Annotated in this window: 22 protein-coding genes; 17 read left to right on the forward strand and 5 right to left on the reverse strand. The window is 72.5% G+C overall.

The features are described from left to right. Positions 1–69 precede the first annotated feature (69 nt). The 3 genes from JOD65_RS16995 (at position 70) to JOD65_RS17005 (ending at position 2,444) form a co-directional block, all read left to right on the forward strand. The gene (locus JOD65_RS16995) at positions 70–1,047 is read left to right on the forward strand and encodes a zinc-binding dehydrogenase (RefSeq protein ID WP_191196085.1); all 978 of its coding nucleotides are present in this window, start codon (positions 70–72) and stop codon (positions 1,045–1,047) included. Positions 1,048–1,141: 94 nt separating this feature from the next. Further along, a complete protein-coding gene (locus JOD65_RS17000) occupies positions 1,142–1,783 on the forward strand; it encodes an AMIN-like domain-containing (lipo)protein (RefSeq protein ID WP_191196086.1) in 642 nt (213 codons plus the stop codon). A 13-nt stretch (positions 1,784–1,796) separates the two neighbouring features. Continuing rightward, on the forward strand, positions 1,797–2,444 hold the full coding sequence (locus JOD65_RS17005; RefSeq protein ID WP_191196087.1) for a hypothetical protein: 648 nt from the start codon (positions 1,797–1,799) through the stop codon (positions 2,442–2,444). A 100-nt stretch (positions 2,445–2,544) separates the two neighbouring features. On the opposite strand, the gene JOD65_RS17010 is transcribed toward JOD65_RS17005, so the two are convergent. After that, on the reverse strand, positions 2,545–3,963 hold the full coding sequence (locus JOD65_RS17010; RefSeq protein WP_191196088.1) for an HNH endonuclease signature motif containing protein: 1,419 nt from the start codon (positions 3,961–3,963) through the stop codon (positions 2,545–2,547). Positions 3,964–4,188: 225 nt separating this feature from the next. On the opposite strand from JOD65_RS17010, the gene JOD65_RS17015 reads away from it, so the two are divergent. Genes JOD65_RS17015 through JOD65_RS17025 form a run of 3 tightly spaced genes read left to right on the forward strand, consistent with a single transcriptional unit; the run spans position 4,189 to position 7,258 of the window. Beyond that, the gene (locus tag JOD65_RS17015) at positions 4,189–5,241 is read left to right on the forward strand and encodes an acyl-CoA dehydrogenase family protein (protein WP_191196089.1); all 1,053 of its coding nucleotides are present in this window, start codon (positions 4,189–4,191) and stop codon (positions 5,239–5,241) included. Further along, positions 5,238–6,563: a bifunctional PIG-L family deacetylase/class I SAM-dependent methyltransferase gene (locus tag JOD65_RS17020; protein ID WP_191196090.1), complete on the forward strand. Its 1,326-nt coding sequence runs from the start codon at positions 5,238–5,240 to the stop codon at positions 6,561–6,563. Before JOD65_RS17015 ends, JOD65_RS17020 begins: the two co-directional genes overlap by 4 nt. Beyond that, on the forward strand, positions 6,560–7,258 hold the full coding sequence (locus JOD65_RS17025) for a glycosyltransferase family 2 protein (protein WP_191196091.1): 699 nt from the start codon (positions 6,560–6,562) through the stop codon (positions 7,256–7,258). Before JOD65_RS17020 ends, JOD65_RS17025 begins: the two co-directional genes overlap by 4 nt. A gap of 3 nt (positions 7,259–7,261) precedes the next feature. Here JOD65_RS17025 and JOD65_RS17030 read toward each other — a convergent pair whose 3' ends face one another. Continuing rightward, positions 7,262–7,585, reverse strand: a complete 324-nt coding sequence (locus tag JOD65_RS17030; RefSeq protein ID WP_191196092.1) for a putative quinol monooxygenase — start codon at positions 7,583–7,585, stop codon at positions 7,262–7,264. A gap of 76 nt (positions 7,586–7,661) precedes the next feature. Here JOD65_RS17030 and JOD65_RS17035 point away from each other — a divergent pair, with 76 nt between their 5' ends. Further along, positions 7,662–8,654, forward strand: coding sequence for a 5'-3' exonuclease (locus JOD65_RS17035; RefSeq protein ID WP_191196093.1), 993 nt, complete (start codon positions 7,662–7,664; stop codon positions 8,652–8,654). Here JOD65_RS17035 and JOD65_RS23820 read toward each other — a convergent pair. Then, complete coding sequence (locus tag JOD65_RS23820; RefSeq protein ID WP_307821232.1) at positions 8,646–8,924, reverse strand: MerR family transcriptional regulator; 279 nt, start codon at positions 8,922–8,924, stop codon at positions 8,646–8,648. The two genes, JOD65_RS17035 and JOD65_RS23820, sit on opposite strands and share 9 nt — an antisense overlap. A gap of 143 nt (positions 8,925–9,067) precedes the next feature. Between JOD65_RS23820 and JOD65_RS17045 the strand changes: the two genes are divergently transcribed. Then, positions 9,068–9,493, forward strand: a complete 426-nt coding sequence (locus JOD65_RS17045) for an Hsp20/alpha crystallin family protein (protein WP_191196095.1) — start codon at positions 9,068–9,070, stop codon at positions 9,491–9,493. Positions 9,494–9,580: 87 nt separating this feature from the next. On the opposite strand, the gene JOD65_RS17050 is transcribed toward JOD65_RS17045, so the two are convergent. Then, positions 9,581–10,249, reverse strand: coding sequence for a GOLPH3/VPS74 family protein (locus JOD65_RS17050; protein WP_191196096.1), 669 nt, complete (start codon positions 10,247–10,249; stop codon positions 9,581–9,583). Between the two features lie 9 nt (positions 10,250–10,258). Next, positions 10,259–10,873: a DUF6198 family protein gene (locus tag JOD65_RS17055; protein WP_191196097.1), complete on the reverse strand. Its 615-nt coding sequence runs from the start codon at positions 10,871–10,873 to the stop codon at positions 10,259–10,261. Positions 10,874–10,924: 51 nt separating this feature from the next. Between JOD65_RS17055 and JOD65_RS17060 the strand changes: the two genes are divergently transcribed. The 9 genes from JOD65_RS17060 (at position 10,925) to JOD65_RS17100 (ending at position 18,405) form a co-directional block, all read left to right on the forward strand. Then, positions 10,925–11,356 carry a protein-tyrosine phosphatase family protein gene (locus tag JOD65_RS17060; RefSeq protein WP_191196098.1) on the forward strand — a complete coding sequence of 144 codons (432 nt, stop codon included), beginning with the start codon at positions 10,925–10,927 and terminating at the stop codon, positions 11,354–11,356. Between the two features lie 128 nt (positions 11,357–11,484). Next, a complete protein-coding gene (locus tag JOD65_RS17065; protein WP_191196099.1) occupies positions 11,485–13,542 on the forward strand; it encodes a PhoX family protein in 2,058 nt (685 codons plus the stop codon). A gap of 19 nt (positions 13,543–13,561) precedes the next feature. Continuing rightward, on the forward strand, positions 13,562–14,344 hold the full coding sequence (locus JOD65_RS17070; protein WP_191196100.1) for a ceramidase domain-containing protein: 783 nt from the start codon (positions 13,562–13,564) through the stop codon (positions 14,342–14,344). Between the two features lie 189 nt (positions 14,345–14,533). Next, positions 14,534–15,427, forward strand: coding sequence for a ferritin-like domain-containing protein (locus JOD65_RS17075; protein ID WP_224747765.1), 894 nt, complete (start codon positions 14,534–14,536; stop codon positions 15,425–15,427). Positions 15,428–15,432: 5 nt separating this feature from the next. Then, entirely contained in the window at positions 15,433–15,600 is a 168-nt protein-coding gene (locus tag JOD65_RS17080; RefSeq protein WP_191196102.1) for a hypothetical protein, read from the forward strand. Positions 15,601–15,673: 73 nt separating this feature from the next. Further along, on the forward strand, positions 15,674–16,015 hold the full coding sequence (locus tag JOD65_RS17085; protein ID WP_191196103.1) for a twin-arginine translocase TatA/TatE family subunit: 342 nt from the start codon (positions 15,674–15,676) through the stop codon (positions 16,013–16,015). Continuing rightward, complete coding sequence (gene tatA / locus JOD65_RS23825) at positions 16,012–16,302, forward strand: twin-arginine translocase TatA/TatE family subunit (protein WP_191196104.1); 291 nt, start codon at positions 16,012–16,014, stop codon at positions 16,300–16,302. Before JOD65_RS17085 ends, tatA begins: the two co-directional genes overlap by 4 nt. Before the next feature lie 11 nt (positions 16,303–16,313). Beyond that, positions 16,314–17,138 (forward strand): twin-arginine translocase subunit TatC, encoded by an 825-nt coding sequence (gene tatC, locus JOD65_RS17095; protein WP_191196105.1) that lies wholly within the window; start codon positions 16,314–16,316, stop codon positions 17,136–17,138. A 1-nt stretch (position 17,139) separates the two neighbouring features. Further along, positions 17,140–18,405, forward strand: a complete 1,266-nt coding sequence (locus JOD65_RS17100; RefSeq protein ID WP_191196106.1) for an Nramp family divalent metal transporter — start codon at positions 17,140–17,142, stop codon at positions 18,403–18,405. Positions 18,406–18,411: the final 6 nt, after the last annotated feature.

Genomic DNA, 18,411 nt, shown 5'->3' on the forward strand with positions numbered 1-18,411 from the left:
CCGGTGGCTGGTTGTGCCCGACGTACGTCCCCGCAAGAAGCAACCAGAACAGCAACGGAAGGCAGTCCCATGCGCGCACTCGTCCAGCCCAGGTTCGGCGACCCGGCCGAGGTCCTCTCGGTCCAGGAGGTGCCGGACCCCGAGCCCGGTCCGGGCCAGGCGCTCGTGCGGGTGCTGCTCTCCCCGATCCACAACCACGACCTCTGGACGACGCGCGGCAGCTACGGCTTCAAGCCCGACATGCCTGCACGCGCCGGGACCGAGGCCGTCGGTGTCGTCGAGGCGCTCGGCGAGGGCGTCGAGGGCCTCCAGGTCGGCCAGCGGGTCGCCACCGGCGGCAGCTTCGGTGCCTGGGCCGAACTGATCGTCGCCCCGGCGGCCGGGCTCATCCCGGTGCCGGACGGCATGACGGACGAGGCCGCCTCGCAGCTCGTATCGATGCCGTTCAGCGCCATCGCGCTGCTCGACTTCCTCGAGGTGTCCGAGGGCGACTGGATCGTCCAGAACGCCGCCAACGGCGCCGTGGGTCGCATGGTCGCCCAGCTGGCCGTGGCGCGTGGCGTCCGGGTCCTCGGGCTCGTACGCCGCTCCGCCGGCGTCGACGAGCTGCGCGAGCAGGGCATCGGTGACGTCGTCGCGACCGACGACGACGGCTGGCGCGAGCGCGTGCGCGAGGTCGTGGGTGACGGCAAGGTCGTCGCCGGCGTCGACTCGGTCGGCGGAAGCGCGGCCGGCGACGTCGTGTCGCTCCTGGCCGAGGACGGCGTGCTCGTCGTCTTCGGGGCGATGGCCTCCCCCACCCTCGAGATCGGATCGGGCGAGGTCATCTTCAAGCAGGTCGTCATCAAGGGCTTCTGGGGCAGCAAGGTCTTCCCGGCGATGGACCGCGAGAAGCGATCCGCGCTGATGGGCGAGCTGGTCGCCGGCATCTCCTCGGGCGTCGTCACGCTCCCCGTCGAGCAGGTCTACCCGCTCGAGGAGATCTCCGCCGCCGCTCGTGCGAGCTCCGAACCGGGTCGGCGCGGCAAGATCCTGCTGCGCCCGTGACTCCCCGGCCCTGACGCGGCCGTGGTCCCGAGGACCGGCGGTCCCGGCCCCTAGGCTGGGCCCGCCGGTCGACGGCACCTACCGAGGGAGAACCATGGGCCGAGCGCTGGGCGGGACACTCGCGGCTGCCGTGCTGCTGCTGGCGGCCTGCGGGACCGAGGCCTTCCCGACCTCGGCGAGCGACACGGGCACGTCGTCGCGCTCGCCCAAGGCGTCCCCCGGGACACCGACCGAGACACCGTCGTCGGCCGCGTCCCCGTCTGCGTCGGCGGAGTCGCCCTCCGCGACTCCCGCGGCCGACGGGCCGCCGTTCCCGGAGTCGACCGACCCGCAGACCGCCGAGCCGACGGGCGAGTGGGACCTGCAGCTCGTCGACGTACGCGCGGGGGACCACGACGGCTTCGACCGCGTCGTGCTCGAGCTCAGCGGCACCGCGACCCCGGGCTGGGGCGTCGCCTGGAGCGACGAGGCAGTCGCCGAGGGCACCGGCGACGTCGTGCCGCTCGCGGGCGACCACGTGCTGACCATCAGTGCGTCCGGCACCGCGATGCCCGAGCCCGGCTCCTTCGAGGTGCCCGCCCGCCTCGGGCCCGCCGGCGCCGTGGCCGAAGTGCAGGTCAACGGCTGGTTCGAGGGCTACACCCAGGTCTTCGCCGGCGTCGAGGGCGACGAGCGGCCGTTCCGGGTCTTCACGCTCACCGACCCGCCCCGCCTCGTCGTCGACATCGCCGACTGACCAGCACCTCCCCGTGACGACCCGTCGCCCTCGCCCTCCGGCGCACGGCCTCGTTCTCCTCGCCGTCCTCGCCGCTGCCCTCGTCGGGTGCTCCAGCGACCCGACGAAGCGCAAGGTCGTCACCACCAGCTCGGATCCCGACGCGTCGGGCGACGTGCTCGTCGGCGGGCTCGGACCCGACCGCGACGTCGCCGCGGCCGCGCCGCGCAACGCCGTCACCGACATCCTCGGCACCACCGTCGACCATGGCGTGGAGGTCGTCACGGTCGAGGTCACCTTCCGGGACCTGCGCCCCCGCCGGTACCTGGACCTGACGGCGTACGTCACGACGGATCGCACCGGGTCCCGACTCCCGGTCCAGGCAACGGCCCTCGTCTACCGTGACGAGGTCACCCTCGACCTGTACGACGACGACATGTCGCGCTGCACGACGGCAGACGCCGCGGTCGACCGGAGCACCGACACGCTGACCATGACGCTGCCCCGCAGCTGCATGGGACATCCGCGCTGGATCGAGGCCGAGGTGATCGCGTCGACCATGCGCTACAACGCCGGACCCGACGACCCGCTCGGCCAGGCCGTGTGGGAGGACCATGCCTACGGAACCGGCCGTGCGGGGTGGGACGACGACGCAACCACACCGCGCCTCCACCACCCCTAGACGGACGTGCCCTGGCGCCGACGTCAGTCAGGGCACGCACAGGCCGACCGAGCGTGCTTGTGGCCCCGCTACCTGGTGGGTGGCGGGGTGTGGGGCGGGGTCATGGTCGGCGTGGTCGCGGGATGTCGGGCGGGCAAGGTGGCTCCGCTTGGTCGACCGCGGTGGTGCCGTGGCGGTCGCGGCGGTAGTGGTGGCCGTGCGGGGAGGTCCACTCGAACGTCCCGGGCTCAGTCATCTGGTAGCGCCAGGCGGTGTGGGTCTTCAGCCGGTGGTGGAACCTACAAAGGGCGGCGAGGTTCGACGTTCGGGTAGGTCCGGGCTGTGGTCGGCCTTCTGCGTCGGCGTGGTGGTCGTACTCGTCGACGTGGTCGATGTCGCATCCCCGGGCCGGGCGGGTGCACCACGGGAACACGCAGGTGCGGTCGCGGAGGATGACCTGCTCGCGAATCCGGTCAGGCACCTCGTACGCCGGTGTTGAGAGGTCGGCGTTGAGGTCGATCACCGGCTTGATCGTGACCCTGGTCCGGGAGTCGCCGCACCACGACCGGAGCTGGTCGAGGAGGACGAGGCGCTGGCCTTCCTCCATCCGCCCGGTCGGTCCGAAGACGGTGGTCAGGCCGTCGAGGGTGGCGTCGAAGTGGGCGTGCAGCACGACTTCGCGGGCGGCGGGCAGCCCGTCGGCATCGCGTATGCCGGTGGCGCCTTGGGTGTGGAGGTCGAGCGCGGTCTGGGTGCGGGCGAGGTCGCCGAGGGCAGCGGAACGGCGGACGCCCAGCGAGGCATCGGAGCCGAGGGCCTTCAGGGTCTCGGCGCCGTGGGCGAGTGCCCGGTCGAGGTCGAGGGCGTCGGCGATGTCGAGCTCGGCCTCGAGCCGCATGGTCCCGGCGTAGTGGACGTCGTCGGAGTGGATGGTGGCGTGGCGGGGGTCGACGTGGAGGTAGCCGTCCTCCGGATCCTGGGTCGGGTCGACGTCGGCGAGGTGGAACCGCTTGATCGTCTCCGCGACGAGCCGGTCCAGCTGCGCCGGTCCGACACGGCCGGCGACGGCGGCGACCTGGGCGTCGACGAAGGCGGCGGCCTCGACGGTCAGGGTGGGGCTGGTGTGGATGGTGACCTCCGCGACCGAACGCGCTCGCCATGCGGGGACCCGCCCGGCCTGGACCTGACCCCACAGCCGCGGCAGCCGGTGGCGCAGCTCGAGGGCGTGGCCGACCAGCTTCTTCGCCGCCGTCGTCGAGACCCCGAGGACCGCACCGAGCTCGGCCAGGCAGAACTCCGCGACCAGCGGCGCACCCTGACCGGCGATCGGCTCCTCGTGCTCACAGCCGGGCACCGCGAACGCAGCCGCGTCGTGGATCGACTCCGGCGGATGCAGATCGGCCCACCGCGCAGCCACGACCAGGAGGTCGGCGGCTGCCCGGTCCTCGGCCGCCTTCCGGTCCCGCGCAAGCGCAAGCAGATCGGAGGCCGTGAGGTCGTCCACCCCACCCGCCTGCGGTCCTGCCAGCGCCTCGATCATGTGTTCGATTCTATCGGTGACCACCGACAGCGGCCACGCCTGTGGACGGTTCCTGGCCACCCTCTGTGGACTGGTCTCGTGACGGGACGTCGTCCCTCCTCGACCACCGCGGGCCACCAGACCCCCAGCCCTTGGGAGGTCCCGCGGGGGCGTGCGCGCTCGTAGCGTCCTGCTCGGCGCGTAGCGCCACGCGCCGGGAGGTGGCGCGCGAGCCCGGGGGGACAGATGACGGACGACCATGCAAGGGCCGGAGCCCGGCCCGTCGAGCTCGGAGCCACGACGACCGAGCAACAACGCGAGCTCACCGCGCTGTCCGAGCAGGCGACCGCGGCAGCGGGCGACGTACGTGCTGCACTGGACCTCGCCCGCGACGTCGGCGGCCGGCTTCCGCATCCCGGCAGCGGCAGCACCGCGTTCCTGTGGTCGGCCCTCGCCAGCGTCGCCGCGGCCGACCTGACCGTCGCGCGGGTGCTGGAGCCGCACCTCGACGCGCACGCCATCCTCGGGCAGGCGGGCGAGGAGATCGGCGACGGGACGTGGGGCGTGTTCGCCGCCGAGGGTCCGGGCGAGCCGTTGCGAGCGACGCCGAGCGGGTCGTCGTACGTCCTCGACGGGCGCAAGCACTGGTGCTCGCTGGGGGGCGACCTCGACCACGCGCTCATCAGCGCGTGGGTGGGCCAGGAGCGACAGCTCTTCGCCGTCGACCTCGACCACCCGGACGTGACGGCCGTGGCCGGGACGTGGGTGGCGCGCGGGCTCACCGCGGTCGACTCGGGTCCCCTCGACCTCGACGGGGTGGACGCGCGCGCCGTCGGGGTGCCCGGGTGGTACCTCGAACGACCGGGCTTCGCGTGGGGAGCGATCGGCGTGGCCGCCGTCTGGTTCGGCGGGGCGGTGGGTGTCGCGAGGCGCCTGGTGGCGGCGTCCAGCACGCGTGAGCCCGACCAAGTGGCGTTGATGCACCTCGGCGCCGTCGACGCGCGGCTGCACGGCGCCCGGGCCGTGCTGCAGCAGGCGGCCGCGGCCCTCGACGCCGGCAACCTCGCCGGACCGGCTGGCTGGCGGGCGGCGCTGCGCGTGCGCGAGGTGGTGGCCGATGCGTGCGAGGACGTCCTGCGGCGCGCCGCCCACGCACTGGGCCCCGGCCCCCTGGCCACCGACGAGGCTCACGCGCGCCGGGTGGCCGACCTCGAGCTCTACCTCCGCCAGTGGCACGCCGAGCGCGACCAGGCGTCCCTCGGGCGGCAGGTCCTCGACGACCCGGGGTCGCGCTGGTGATCGCTCCCCGCTTCCGGCACGACCTCCCCGGTACGACGGCCTCGTCGTGGTCCGACGTCCTGGCGAGCGTGCCGACCCTCGAGCTGCCGGGGTCGCGCGGCCGCGTCGTCGTCGTGGGCGCGCACCCCGACGACGAGACGCTCGGGGCGGGCGGCCTGCTGCACACCGCCGCCCGCGCAGGTCGGAGCGTCGAGGTCATGACCGCGACGGCCGGCGAGGGCTCGCACCCGCACTCACCCACCCATTCCCCTGACCGGCTCGCGGAGGCGCGCCGGGCGGAGCTGCGGCGCGCCACCAAGGTGCTCGCCCCGGATGCGCACGTCACCTGCCTCGACCTGCCCGACGGCGCGGTGGCCCAGCACGACGAGGAGCTGGTGGCAGCGCTCGTCGAGGCCATCGGCACCGACGGTGACGACGTGCTCCTCTGCGCGCCGTGGCGCGGCGATGGCCACCCCGACCACGAGGCGGTGGGGCGGGCCGCCGCGACCGCCGCCCACCGCACCGATGCGCTCCTCTGGGAGTACCCCGTCTGGTGGTGGCACTGGGGTCGGCCGGACGACCTCGCGGCGGCCCACGTCGCGCGGCTGCCGTTGTCGATGGACGCCCGGACGGCGAAGCGGGCAGCCGTCGCCGCCCACGAGAGCCAGGTCCGGCCGCTCTCGGCCGCACCCGGTGACGAGGTGCTCCTCGGCCCCGACCTGCTCGCCCACTTCGACCGCGACCAGGAGGTCTTCCTGGTCGGCGGGCCCGAGGCCGACGACGAGTCCCTCGACCGGGTCCACCGCGAGCGACCCGACCCGTGGGACGTCGACTCCTCCTACGAGCGCCGCAAGCGCGCCGTGTCGCTCGCCAGCCTGCCGCGCGAGCGCTACCCGCTCGCGCTCGAGGTCGGCTGCTCGGTCGGTGCGCTGGCCGTCGACCTCGCGACCCGCTCCGACCGGCTGCTGGCAGTCGACGACAGCCCCGCGGCCGTCGACCTCGCCCGTCGGCGCACGGCCGGCATCGACGGGCTGGAGGTGGAGCTGGCCCGGGTGCCGGAGGAGTGGCCGGCGGCCCGCTACGACCTGGTGTCGGTGTCCGAGGTCGGCTACTTTCTCAGCCCCCGAGGGCTCGCGGAGCTGGTCCGGCTCTGCCTCACCTCGCTGGCCGACGACGGGCACGTGCTCCTGTGCCACTGGCGCCACCAGCCCGTCGGCTGGCCGCTCGCCGGGCCCGCGGTCCACGACACGTTCGTCGACGCCTTCGTCGCTGCCGGAGGTCGCGTGCTGGTCGAGCACCAGGAGCCCGACTTCCTTCTGCACGTGCTGGGACGGTCCACGTGACGCGTCCCGACGCCGTGGCCGTCGTCGTGCCGGCCCGCGACGAGGAGGTCCTGCTGCCCGCCTGCCTCGACGCGGTCGCGGCCGCCGTCGACGCGCTGCGTGCGGCGTACGCAGACGTCCCCACGCAGGTCGTTGTCGTCCTGGACGCGTGTCGCGACGGCTCCGCCCAGGTGGTGCGTGACCGCGACGGCGTCGTCGCGGTCACCGCCCACGCAGGTTGCGTCGGCGTCGCCCGCTCGGAGGGCGTCGAGGCTGCCGCGGCGTGGGCGGCCGGCGTCGGCAGCCGCTCCCTGTGGGTGGCGAGCACTGATGCCGACAGCGTCGTCCCGCGACACTGGCTGACCTCGCACCTCGGGTGGGCGGCCGACGGCCTCGGCCTCGTGGTCGGCACCGTCGAGCCGCGACCCGGTGACGTGTCCGCCGGAGCGCTGTCGGCTTGGCACCAGCGCCACACGACCGCGGACGGCCACGACCACGTGCACGGCGCCAACCTCGGCTTCACGCTGGACGCCTACCGGGCGGTCGGCGGGTTCCCGCTCCTGCCCACGCACGAGGACGTCGGGCTGGTGACGGCGATGCGCGAGGCCGGGGTGCCGACGCTGGCGACCGGAGCCGTGCCGGTCGTCACCTCGGGACGCCGGACCGGCCGTGCCCCGGACGGCTTCGCGGGCTACCTCGACGGTCTCGGCGCCTGAGGGTCAGCCGACCTTCATCTCTCCCAGCTCGTTCCAGCCGTCCTGGTCGACCTCGGTGCTGACGATGTCGGGCGTGCGGGCGAGGTACTGCGGGAGCTCGGCCTGCGCGGCCCTGAAGTGGTCGGAGCCGACGTGCGCGCCACCAGCGTCGCCGTCGCGGAAGGCCTCGACGAGGACGTACTCGTTCGGGTCCTCCAGGCTGCGCGACCACTCGAACCACAGGCAGCCGTCCTCGGCGCGGGTGGCCTCGGTGAAGGCCCGCGACAGCTCGGGCCAGTCGTCGGCGTGCTCGGGCTTGATCGGGAACTTGGCGGTGATGAAGATCAAGGCGTCTCCTCGGTGCTTCGGGCTCGGCTCACTTCCCCCGACCCTACGAGCCTCGCCTAGGCTGTCGCCGATCGCCATGACACCGACCACCCGCACCCGCCGGCTGCTGCTCGTCGTCGACGCGCCGTCATTGCTGCACCGCAACCACCACGCGCGGTCGCACACCGGGCTGCGCGACCGGCAGGGTCGCCCGATCTGGGCGCTGCACGGGATGCTGCGCCAGATCCTCGAGTCGATCGACTCCTTCGCCCCCGACGCCGTCGTCTTCGGCCTCGACGACCGGTCCGGGTCGATGCGGCGAGACCTCTATCCCGACTACAAGGCCGGCCGGGCGGAGAAGGACCCCGAGCTGATCGACCAGCTCGACCGGGCAGCCGCCCTGCTCGACGCGCTGGGGCTGGCCACCCTGACCCCGCCCGGGCTGGAGGCCGACGACGTCAACGCCTCGGGGGCGACGTGGGCGACGGCCAACGGCTGGGACTGCGTGATCATCACCTCGGACCGCGACGCCTTCGCCCACATCAGCCACCACACGCGGGTGCTGCGGCTCATCGACGGCGGGATCCACGGCTCGCCCATGCTCAACCCGGCGCGCCTGTTCAACATGTACGGCGTCCGCCCGGCCAACTACCTGGCCTTCGCCGCGCTGCGCGGCGACAGCAGCGACAACCTCCCCGGCGTGCAGGGCATCGGCGAGAAGACCGCCGCGATCCTGCTCGACGTCGCCGGCTCGATGGACGCCGCGTGGTCGGACATCGACCACAACGGCGGCACCGCCCTGCTCGGCGCCCTCGACGACTGGTCGGCCGAGACCGGCGGGCGGCGCGTCGGCGCCACCGTCGTACGCCGGCTGTCAGCCTCGGGCGCGCGCGAGCGCTACGAGTTCAACGTGCAGATGATGTCCGGGCGCGACGACCTCGACCTCGGCCTGACCCCCGACGTCCCCGGCTCACGTGGGCTGCTGCCGCTCGATCTCGACCGGGTCACCAAGGTGGTCGGCTTCCTCGACAACGACTTCACCACCGACTTCGCGGTGCGGGTGCTGACCAGCCGCCCCGCGTCAGGCTGACTGCTCACCCAGGCGCGCCCGCAGCCGGTCCACCTCGTCCTCGAGCTCGAGGACGCGCGCGATGCCGACGAGGTTGAGCCCGTCGGCGAGCAGGTCACGGATGCGCTCGAGACGGACGACGTCGTCGTCGCTGTAGAGCCGGCTGCCGCCTGCCGTCCGGTCGGGCGTCAGCAACCCACGGCGCTCGTAGACGCGGAGGTTCTGGATCTCCATCGACACCATCGAGGCGGCCACGGAGATCGCGTACACGCCGTCGTCGCTGCCTGCCACCGAGCACCCCCTGGATCTCACGAAATTCTCAGCCGGACGACTTGATCCTGCCTCATCGCGTGAGTATAAAAAACCTGTACCCATCAATACAGGTCGTGGACCTCGAGACCTGCAGGTCCACCCGGCAGATCCAGGAGGAGACGATGTTGCTTCGAACCACCGACCCGTTCCGTGACCTCGACCGGCTCACCCAGCAGCTGCTGGGCACGACCAACCGTCCCGCGGTCATGCCGATGGACGCGTGGCGCGAGGGCGACCGGTTCGTCATCGAGTTCGACCTGCCCGGCGTCACCACCGACAGCATCGACCTCGACGTCGAGCGCAACGTCCTCACCGTGCGCGCCGAGCGGGTGGCCCGCAACGGCGACTGGGAGCCGCTGGCGTCCGAGCGTCCCCGTGGTGCATTCAGCCGCCAGCTCGTGCTGGGCGACAACCTCGACCTCGACCGCATCGAAGCGGCGTACGCCGACGGGGTGCTGCGGCTGGTCGTCCCGGTCGCTGAGAAGGCCAAGCCCCGCAAGATCGAGATCGCGCAGTCAGGATCGGGCCGCGCCGAGCTGACCGTCTGATCGACCGCCGGATCCATCCCCGGGTCGCGGGGTCGCAGCCCTTGCGCAGTGAGCTGCGGTCCCGCGGCCGCTCCACGTCCGAAGGCGTCAGCTGCCGCCGGAGGACACCACGATCGGCACGACCACGGCCGTCACGATCGCCGTGTTCATCGCCGCGACGGCCTTCGCCACCGCCTCACCGGCGACGACGTCGGTCGAGACCTCCTCGATGCGCCTCTTGAGGTGCCGCTTGCCGAGGGTCCCCTTCTCCTCCTCGAGCACCTTCGGGGCGACGTCGAGGCCCTGGAGGATGGAGAGCAGGCTCGCGTCGGCGGGCGTCGGCGTACCCCCCTGCAGGACGACCCGCAGCCGCTCGCGGAGGCGTCGCTCGGGCTCGGGGTCGCGCACCGGGTACTTCTCGGGCACCAGCCCGAGGGCGCGCTTCGCCTCGACGTCGACGACGCCCGCGGTGCTCAGTGCGGCGGCGACCTCACGCTCGACGGCGACCTTGCCGTCCGTGACCAGCGACGACAGCTTCTTGCCGTCCTTCTGCTCGAGCCGCACCATCGCGGCGTCGAGGGCCGGGTGGCCGACCGGCCCCGGCACGAGCACGGTCATGCGGGGGTCCTTATCGTCCTCGCTCAGGGTGATGCGCTCGGCGACGACCAGGTCGGCGATGACTGCGGCGGCGAGGCCGTAGCTCCGCTGCGCCATGGCGCTCTCGGGCTTGCCGTCGTCGCGGCGCAGCAGCAGGAACAGTTCCTCGGCGATGAGCATGCCGCCAGACTAGGTCGCGGCGTGGTGCTCGGGATCCGCCTGCTGGTGGAGATCGAGCGACAACAACCGGGCCGCGAGGTCCACCGCGGGACCGAGGAGCAGGATCACCGCGAACGTGCCGACACCCACCGTCGCCCCCAGCAGCCATCCGCCGAGCGCTCCCCCGCCCTGCACCACGCTGTAGCTCCACTTGAAGGGCACCGGCGGGTCCCAGGCGAGCGCGGCCGCCTCGGCCGGGCCCGCGCCGGTGTGGCTGCCGAGGTACAGCGCGATGCCCAACGCCAGCACGGGGAAGGCCGCCGCCAGGAGGGCTGCCCGCGAGACCAGCGCGTCGGGCGTCGTGATCAGGTCCAGCACCACCGAGACCGTCACCCCGACCAGCACGACCTGCACCACCGTGCCGATGCCCGGGTAGACCTTCCGCAGCGCGGCCAGCGCGACCAGCACGACACCGACGACGAGGTTGACGATCCAGAAGTCGACCCCGGTCGTGATGGCCAGGCCGTTGACGAAGGTCGAGTAGCCGTCCGAGCCCAGGTCGGCCGCCAGCAGCAGGGCGACGCCGACGCCCAGGACGACACATCCGACGAGGAGCATGGCCGTACGCCGGGGGCTGGGGATCACGGGCGACAGCATCTCAGGCAGCCCACCTGCAGCGGGCGCTACGGTCGCGCAGTGGGAGCGGGATGGGAGCCGACGACGCCGGGCGTGCTCGTGCTGCCCAGCGGGCGCACGCTCCGCGGGTGCCCGCTGGCCGACGTGGGCGGCGCCGGCAGGCCGGACTTCGGGCTCCACCTGGCAGCCGAGGCTCCTCCTCCGCCCGGCTGGCCGTCGCGCTGGATCCGGTGGCGGGACTTCCGGACGCCCTCCGACCCCGAGGACGCGCGGGAGGCACTCATCGACACCTGGCGACGGTCGTCCGACCAGCGTGTCGAGGTCGCCTGCCGCGGTGGTCGCGGTCGCACCGGGACGGCTCTCGCCTGCCTCGCGGTCATCGACGGCATGCCCACGCACGAGGCCGTGGCGTTCGTGCGCCGCTCCTACCACCCGGCGGCCGTGGAGACGCCGTGGCAGAGGCGGTTCGTCCAGCGGTTCGGCAGGCCCTGACGTCCCGCAGCCGCTTCGCCGAGGAGCCTGCGGACGTTCACCTGACGTCCACCCGCAGGCCCCTCGGGGGGCCACCCGGATGACGAGAGTCGGCCTGTCCGTCCCGACGACCTCCGGAGACTCCCCCCATGCCGCTTCGCCCTGCCACGAGCCCGAGCCAGACCCCGAGCCCGACCCGCACGCTGCTGCCGATGGCGGGCCAGACCCACGGCAGCCGCAGCGCGGTGACCTGCCACCTGCGCTGCGGTGACGCCTGCTCCGCCCCGGTGCCCAACACCACCGAGACGTCGTACTTCCGAGACGTCGCCGCCACGGTCCTGAGCCGCCGCTCCGTCGTCGGCACCGGCCTCTCCGTCGCCGCGCTCACCTCGGTCCCGATGGCCCGCGCGGCCGCCGCTCCGGCCGGCCCCAAGCCCGGCAAGGGCGGTCACGGCAAGCCGGTCCACCTGCCGTTCATGCCGATCGCTCCCGCCGCCACCACCGTCGACGACGTCACCGTCCCGGCCGGCTACCGCTGGGACCCGATCCTGCGGTGGGGTGACCCGATCCTGCCGGGGGCGCCCGCCTTTGACGGCACCCACCAGACGCCGGAGGCGCAGGCCGGACAGTTCGGCTACAACAACGACTACCTGGACATCATCGAGACCAACCGCTCCGGCACCGAGGCGCTGCTCGTGTGCAACCACGAGTACACCAACGAGGGCATCATGTTCGCCCCCGGCACCGACCCGGCGACCGTGATCCGCACGGCCTGGGCCGCGCACGGCATGTCCGTGGTCGAGCTCCGGCGCCGCAAGCGCGGAGACGTGTGGACGTACGTCCCCGGAGCGCGCCTGAACCGCCGGATCACCCTCGACACCCCGTTCACCATGGACGGCCCCGCCGCCGGGTCCGAGCTGCTCAGGACGGCGGCCGACCCGACGGGTCTCACGGTCCGCGGCACGATGAACAACTGCGCCGGGGGTACGACGCCGTGGGGCACCGTGCTGTCCGGTGAGGAGAACTTCAACCAGTACTTCCGCGCCACCGGCACCGACCCGAAGGAGACCCGATACGGCCTCTCCGCCACGCAGGACTCGCGCAACTGGCGCTCGGTCGACCCGCGCTGGGACGCCACGACCGCCGACTACCGCAACGAGCCCAACCGCTTCGGGTGGATCGTCGAGATCGACCCGAGCGACCCGTCCTCGACGCCGGTGAAGCACACCGCGATGGGCCGCTTCAAGCACGAGGGCGCCAACGTGATCGTCAACCGCGGCGGCCACGTGGTGGCCTACATGGGTGACGACGAGCGCTTCGACTACGTCTACCGCTTCGTCTCGCGCGACACCCTGCGGCCCGGCACCAGCCCGAAGGCCCGGCGCCACAACCTCACGCTGCTGAGCGAGGGCGACCTGTCCGTGGCCCGCTTCACCGGCGACGGCCTCGAGGACGGCGTCAGCGACGGCTCGGGTGAGTGGATCCCGCTCACCCGCGGCGGTCAGTCGATGGTCGCCGGGTTCACGCTGGAGGAGGTGCTGGTCTACACGCGCCTGGCGGCCGACGCCGTCCAGCCCACCAAGATGGACCGCCCGGAGGACGTCGAGCCCAACCTCCACAACGGCCGCATCTACGTCGCCTGCACCAACAACACCGACCGCGGCAAGGTCGGCAAGGAGGGCCCCACCGAGCCCAACCCGCGCCCGGCCAACAAGGACGGCCACGTCGTGGAGATGATCCCGACCGGCGGCGACCACACGGCCGACACGTTCGGGTGGAACCTGTTCCTCATCTGCGGCGACGAGGCCTCGGCCGGGCGCTACTTCGGCGGCTGGACGGGTCCGGTGTCGCCGATCTCCTGCCCCGACAACGTGGCCTTCGACAGCCTCGGCAACCTGTGGGTCTCCACCGACGGCCAGCCGAGCGCGATCAAGGTGAGCGACGGCCTGTTCAAGGTGCCGGTCGAGGGTCCCGAGCGCGGCCACGTGCAGCAGTTCCTGGCAGTGCCGTCCGGCGCCGAGACCTGCGGCCCGGTCATCCGCGACCGCGACGACTCGGTGTTCGTCGCCGTCCAGCACCCGGGCGAGGACGGCTCGTGGGCCGCCCCGCAGTCGCGCTTCCCCGACTACGTGCCCGCCGGCGCGGCACCTGCCGCAGGACAGTTCGCCGGACCCCGCCCGACGGTCGTGCAGGTCACCCGCGCCTAGGTCCGCCTACGATCGACCCGTGCCGCGGCCCCTCATCACCACCGCCGGGGTCGCGGTCGGGTCGACGGCGCTGCTCGCCGTGGCGGTCGCGCAGGGCTGGCTGGGACCGGACGTCGGTCGCGGCGCCAACTTCTGCGAGCGGGCGTACGACGGCGCGATCTCGCAGCCGGCCAACACGCTGTCCAACCTCGGCTTCGTCGTCGCCGGCCTCCTGGTCGCCCGGCACGCGCAGCGCCGGGCGACGGAGCACCCCGGTGTCGAGCACGTCATGTCGACCACCGTCGCCACGTTCTACGCCTGCGTGGTCGTGCTGCTCGGGCCCGGCTCCGCCGCCATGCACGCCACCCAGAGCGAGTGGGGCGGCCACCTCGACATGCTGAGCATGTACCTCATCGCCGGCTTCGCCGCGGCCTGGGCGTGGGTGCGCTGGACCCGGCGCGGCACCGCGTCGTTCGTGACGGCGTACGTCGTCTGCGTCGCGGCGTGCGAGCTCGTCGGGCTGTGGCCCGACCCGGTCCCCGTCGTCCACTACTCGGGCAACCTCGCCTTCGGGGTGCTGCTGGTCGTGGCGGTCGTGCTGGAGACGGCGCTGTGGCGCCGCGGCGAGACCAGCCGGGTCTTCCGCCACGGCGTCGTCGCGCTGGCCTCGATGCTGGTCGCCTTCACCATCTGGTTGCTCAGCAACGCCGGGTGGTGCGACCCCGACTCGTTGCTGCAGGGCCACGCCGCCTGGCACCTGCTGTGCGCCGTCTCGGCGTACTGGCTCTACCGCCTCTACGCCTCCGAGCGCACGACCCGGTAGGCAACGCCTGCCCACCCCCGGGGGTGGTCCGGGTCACATCCGGCCAATCCGTCTGCTCGGGCAGCACCGAAGCACACGGTCACACCAGCCGGGCCACGGTCCCGGTGGGCCGCCGGAGGCGCGGCGTCCTTGAACGCACAGCGACATCCGAATGGAGTACGCATGTTCGGCAAGGCAGTAGTCACAGACATGATCAACCGGAGCGCGGAGAACGAGACCGATCGCCGCCTGTTCCTCAAGTCGGCCGGCGTCGCCGGTCTCGGAGTGGTCGGCGCCGGTGCGCTCGGCGCGACCACCGCAGGGTCGGCCCAGGCCGCAGGCGTCAGCGACGGCGCGGTCCTCAACTTCGCCCTCAACCTCGAGTACCTCGAGGCCGAGTTCTACCAGTACGCCGCGTTCGGCAAGGGCCTGGACGACAAGCTCACGTCCGGCAAGGGCAAGAAGGGTGGGGTGAAGGGCGGTCGTCAGGTCTCCTTCGCCACCCCGGCGATCCGCAAGTACGCGGAGGAGATCGCCACCGACGAACTCGACCACGTCACCTTCCTGCGCAAGGCGCTCGGCGGCGCGAAGGTGGCCCGCCCGGCCATCAACATCCAGGAGAGCTTCACCGCTGCTGCGACCGCGGCCGGCCTGATCCAGCCCGGCCAGACCTTCGACCCGTACGCCAACGAGGACAACTTCCTCCTCGCGGCCTACATCTTCGAGGACGTGGGCGTCACGGCCTACAAGGGCGCGGCGCCGCTCATCAGCAACAAGACCTACCTGGAGGCTGCCGCCGGCATCCTGGCCGTCGAGGCCTACCACGCCGGCATCGTGCGCAGCGCGCTGTACTCCAAGGGTCTGCAGGATGCCGCCAAGGCCATCTCCAACGCCCGCGACAGCCTCGACGGCAAGTCCGGCAAGGACCAGGGCATCGGCTCGGAGGCCGGCAAGGCCAACCTCGTCCCCACGGACAAGAACGGCATCGCCTTCAGCCGTACGCCCGGCCAGGTGCTCAACGTCGTCTACCTCAACCCGAAGTCGGTCACCAAGGGAGGCTTCTTCCCGAGGGGCGTCAACGGCGCCGTCAACAAGAGCGCCTGATCGTCGTGCCCGCGATCGAGCTGCTCGGCATGTTCGTGCTCGGTCTCGTGGTGCTGCGCGCCTCGTGGCTGGCCACGCACCCGTCAGTGCACCACGCCGCGATGCGGCCTGCCCACTGGTCGGCCGAGGTCGACCGCGTGCTGAGCCGCCAGCCGGCGAAGCACCGGGCCTGAGCGTTTCCCTCCCCGGACGGTCCGGGCGCCACACGGCGTCCGGGCCGCCCCGGGGCAGCTGAGAGGACACCACATGTTCGGCATCGGACTTCCTGAGCTCGCCGTCATCGCCTTCTTCGGCGTGGTGCTGCTCGGACCCGACAAGCTCCCCGGGCTGGCCAAGCAGCTGGCCCACGGGATCAGGGCCGCCAAGCGGATGGGCGACTCCGTCCGTGACGACCTCCGCTCCTCGCTCGGCGACGACTACGCCGACCTCGAGCTGCGTGACCTCAACCCGCGCGAGCTGATCCGCCGCCAGGTCGAGGAAGCGCTCGCCGAGCGCGACGAGGAGGACGAGGTCGACGACGAGACCGTCGAGGAGATCGTCGACGAGATCCTCACCCCCGCATCACCCGATGAAAGGAAGACCGCATGACCTCCACCACGACGCCCCTCCTGATCGGAGGGCTGGGCGGCATGGAGCTGCTCATCATCCTGGCCGTCCTGCTCCTGCTCTTCGGAGCCTCCAAGCTCCCCGAGCTGGCCCGCGGCTCCGGCCAGGCCCTGCGCATCTTCAAGTCCGAGACCAAGGGACTGATGGACGACGACAAGTCGGCCACGAAGGACGAGGCCGAGCCGAAGCACGTGGCCGCTCCGGCTGACGTGGCCGTCGACCCGATCATCGTCGAGACGCCCCGCGGCCAGGACGCCTCGCGCGGCTGAGAGGACCAGCAATGTCGATCGCCAGTGTCACCGACATGCTCCGTGTCGCACCCAGCCATCCCGGCTCGACCCCCGGGCAGATGTCGCTGGCCAGCCACCTCCGTGAGCTGCGGGCCAGGCTGATCCGGTCCGCGCTCGTCCTCGTGGTGGCGTTCGGCGTCTCGCTGCTCTTCTTCGACCCGCTCCTCGCACTCGTCCTCGGGCCCTACAACCAGGCTCGCGACCTGGTGGGCGCGGACACCACGACCTCGGCGTACGTCGCCGGGGCCACGGGTCCGCTGATGCTCCACCTCAAGCTCTGCGGCGTCGCCGCCCTCATGGCCGCCAGCCCCTACTGGCTGTGGCAGTCCTGGGCGTTCGTCGTACCCGGGCTGCTGGAGCGCGAACGGCGGTGGTCACGCGTCTTCGCGATGGTCGCCGGCCCCCTGTTCATCGGGGGCGTGGCCCTGGGCTACTACGTGCTCCCCAAGGGCCTCGGCGTGCTGATCGGCTTCACCCCCGACGGCCTCGAGAACCTGGTCGAGTTCGGCGACTACTTCTCCTTCTTCACCCGGATGCTGCTGGTGTTCGGGCTCGCCGTCGAGCTGCCGTTCTTCCTGGTGCTGCTCAACCTCGCCGGTGTCGTGACCGGCGCGCAGCTCGGACAGCACCGGTCGATCATCATGATGGCGACCGTGGTCTTCGCGGCGATCGCGACGCCGTCGACCGACCCGTTCTCGATGCTCATGCTGGCCATCCCGATGATGGTGCTCTTCCTCGTCGCGGAGGTCATCACCCGCGGTGTGGACCGTCGCCGCGCCGCCCGCGCGCGCGCCCAGGTGGGGATGGGGAGCTGACGTGTTCCAGACCAAGAGGTATGCCGCTCCCCCGACGCGTCGCCGCAGTGTCGACGCCGAGGTGACGCCCGCACGTCCCGGACGCATCTGGCCGCTCCTGGGCCCGGCGTTCGTGACCGCCGTGGCCTACGTCGACCCGGGCAACTTCGCGACCAACATCGCCGCCGGGTCGGGCTACGGCTACCTCCTGGTGTGGGTGGTCGTGGTCAGCAACATCATGGCGATGCTCATCCAGTACCTCTCCGCCAAGGCCGGCGTCGCGTCGGGCCTCAGCCTCCCGGCGCTGTGCCGCGAGCACCTCCCCCGCCCGGTCGTGAAGGGACTCTGGGGCCAGGCCGAGCTGGTCGCCATCGCGACCGACCTGGCCGAGGTCGTGGGCGGCGCGCTGGCGCTCAAGCTGCTGTTCGACCTGCCGCTCCTGGTGGGCGGCACCATCACCGCCGTCGTGGCCTTCGCCCTGCTGGCGGTCAAGGGCGCCGGGCACCGGCACTTCGAGACCGTGATCATCGGCCTGCTCGGGGTGATCCTCGTCGGGTTCGTCTACGACATCGCCATCAGCGGCGTCGACGCGATGGCGGTGCTCGACGGCACCCTCCCGCGCTTCGACGGGATCGACAGCGTCGTGCTCGCCGCCGGCATGCTCGGCGCGACGGTCATGCCCCACGCGATCTACCTGCACAGCGCACTCACCAGCGAGCGGCTGCACGCCCGCACCGAGGAAGCGCGGCGCACGGTCATGCGCGGCCAGCGCATCGACGTGGTCACGGCCATGACGATCGCCGGGCTGATGAACCTCTCGCTGCTGCTCGTCGCCGCCTCAGCGCTGGCGGGGCGTGGCATCGACACCATCGAGGGGGCGTACGCCGGTCTCGGCGAGACCCTGGGCACCGGGGCCGCGCTGCTCTTCGCCCTCGGGCTGCTCGCCTCGGGGTTCGCCTCCAGCAGCGTCGGCACCCTGTCGGGCCAGGTCGTGATGGAGGGGTTCCTGCGGCGACGGATCCCGCTGGTCGTGCGGCGCCTCGTCACGTTGCTGCCGGCGGTCGTCGTCCTCGCCCTCGGGGTGGACCCGACCGCTGCGCTCGTGGCCTCGCAGGTCGTCCTGTCCTTCGGCATCCCCTTCGCGCTGGTGCCGCTGGTGTGGTTCACCGCGCGCCGCGACGTGATGGGGTCGCTGGTCAACCGGCGCGTGACGACCGTGGCGGGAGTGGCGGCCGCGGGGGCGATCATCGTCCTCAACGTCGTGCTGCTCGTGCAGCTCGTCACCTGAGGCACC

It is taken from the genome of Nocardioides cavernae (genome assembly GCF_016907475.1).
GTDB classification, from domain to species: Bacteria; Actinomycetota; Actinomycetes; order Propionibacteriales; family Nocardioidaceae; genus Nocardioides; species Nocardioides cavernae.

What these genes read in the sequence shown, in the direction of transcription:
- JOD65_RS17085 (WP_191196103.1), top strand. Translation starts at nt 15,674, where the DNA reads ATGTTCGGCATCGGACTTCCTGAGCTCGCCGTCATCGCCTTCTTCGGC.
- JOD65_RS17065 (WP_191196099.1), top strand. Translation starts at nt 11,485, where the DNA reads ATGCCGCTTCGCCCTGCCACGAGCCCGAGCCAGACCCCGAGCCCGACC.
- JOD65_RS17000 (WP_191196086.1), top strand. Translation starts at nt 1,142, where the DNA reads ATGGGCCGAGCGCTGGGCGGGACACTCGCGGCTGCCGTGCTGCTGCTG.
- JOD65_RS17075 (WP_224747765.1), top strand. Translation starts at nt 14,534, where the DNA reads ATGATCAACCGGAGCGCGGAGAACGAGACCGATCGCCGCCTGTTCCTC.
- JOD65_RS17035 (WP_191196093.1), top strand. Translation starts at nt 7,662, where the DNA reads ATGACACCGACCACCCGCACCCGCCGGCTGCTGCTCGTCGTCGACGCG.
- JOD65_RS17010 (WP_191196088.1), bottom strand. Translation starts at nt 3,963, where the DNA reads ATGATCGAGGCGCTGGCAGGACCGCAGGCGGGTGGGGTGGACGACCTC.
- tatA (WP_191196104.1), top strand. Translation starts at nt 16,012, where the DNA reads ATGACCTCCACCACGACGCCCCTCCTGATCGGAGGGCTGGGCGGCATG.
- JOD65_RS17045 (WP_191196095.1), top strand. Translation starts at nt 9,068, where the DNA reads ATGTTGCTTCGAACCACCGACCCGTTCCGTGACCTCGACCGGCTCACC.
- tatC (WP_191196105.1), top strand. Translation starts at nt 16,314, where the DNA reads ATGTCGATCGCCAGTGTCACCGACATGCTCCGTGTCGCACCCAGCCAT.
- JOD65_RS17050 (WP_191196096.1), bottom strand. Translation starts at nt 10,249, where the DNA reads ATGCTCATCGCCGAGGAACTGTTCCTGCTGCTGCGCCGCGACGACGGC.
- JOD65_RS16995 (WP_191196085.1), top strand. Translation starts at nt 70, where the DNA reads ATGCGCGCACTCGTCCAGCCCAGGTTCGGCGACCCGGCCGAGGTCCTC.
- JOD65_RS17015 (WP_191196089.1), top strand. Translation starts at nt 4,189, where the DNA reads ATGACGGACGACCATGCAAGGGCCGGAGCCCGGCCCGTCGAGCTCGGA.